Origin of the sequence: Thiocapsa roseopersicina (assembly GCF_900106925.1) — a bacterium.
GTDB classification, from domain to species: domain Bacteria; phylum Pseudomonadota; class Gammaproteobacteria; order Chromatiales; family Chromatiaceae; genus Thiocapsa; species Thiocapsa roseopersicina.
In genome coordinates this window covers 1-1,048 of the sequence record NZ_FNNZ01000081.1, presented here as the reverse complement: position 1 = coordinate 1,048, position 1,048 = coordinate 1, and the positions used below count along the sequence as shown (strand labels likewise).

Genomic DNA, 1,048 nt, shown 5'->3' with positions numbered 1-1,048 from the left:
CGATCGGCGGCCCTTGCCGACTCCCGATCAGCTGAGTTTGCCGCTGGATCACGCCAATCTGCGTGGCGCCGACTACTACCACTGACCCTCACCATGACCCCGTCGAACGACGGGGTCCTCACCGACTCCGGAGACCATCGCCATGTTGCTTCACCCCACCCTCGAGACCCTCGCACAACTGCGCCTCGACGGCATGCTCAAAGCCCTGCAGGAACAATTGGACATGCCGCAGATCCAGACCCTGAGCTTCGAGGAGCGCCTCGGCCTGCTGCTCGATCGCGAACTGACCACGCGTGAGAATCGACGCCTGAAGACCCGTCTGAAACAGGCCAAATTGCGTGAGCCGGCGGCCATCGAAGACCTCGACTACCGCACTCACCGCGGCCTGGACAAAGCCCTGATGAGCCGCCTGGCGACCGGTCAGTGGATCGGCGAGCACCTCAACGTCATCCTCACCGGGCCGACCGGCGTGGGGAAAACTTGGATCGCGTGCGCCCTGGCCAACAAAGCCTGTCGCGACGGCTTCACCGTGCGCTACCTGCGCCTGCCCCGCCTGCTGCAGGATCTGGCGATGGCCCGCGCCGAGGGGCGTTACACCAAGCTGCTCGCCGAGCTGGCGCGCACCGAGCTGCTGGTCCTGGACGACTGGGGACTGGCCCCTTTGAATGACGAGCAGCGACGCGATCTGCTCGAAATCCTCGACGACCGCTTCAAGCGGCGCGCCACCCTGGTCACCAGCCAACTCCCGGTCACCCTTTGGCATGACTACCTCGGCGATCCGACCCTCGCCGACGCCATCCTCGATCGCCTCGTCCACTGCGCCTACAAGATCAATTTGACCGGAGACTCAATGCGCAAACACACCACCCGCTTGACAGACGACCCCGCCCTCGCGTAACTAAACCCATCCCGTGTCGCGCGGCCACTTCGGACCGGCCGCTTTGGCCAGAATCACCGGCCGCTTTCCTTCGGACTGACTGGCCGGATTGAATCAGAACCAGTGGCCACTTTCCTTCGGACCGGGTGGCCACTTTCACCGGAATACGCA

1 protein-coding gene is annotated in these 1,048 nt (G+C 64.2%); it reads left to right on the top strand.

Features of this window, described 5'->3' with window-relative positions; all coding sequences use genetic code 11:
• Positions 1 to 142: 142 nt before the first annotated feature.
• The gene (gene istB / locus BLV04_RS24225; RefSeq protein WP_093038699.1) at positions 143 to 898 is read left to right on the top strand and encodes an IS21-like element helper ATPase IstB; all 756 of its coding nucleotides are present in this window, start codon (positions 143 to 145) and stop codon (positions 896 to 898) included.
• Positions 899 to 1,048 lie beyond the last annotated feature (150 nt).

Bases quoted from the DNA above. Each gene is read 5' to 3' on its own strand.
- istB (WP_093038699.1), top strand. From the start codon at position 143: ATGTTGCTTCACCCCACCCTCGAGACCCTCGCACAACTGCGCCTCGAC.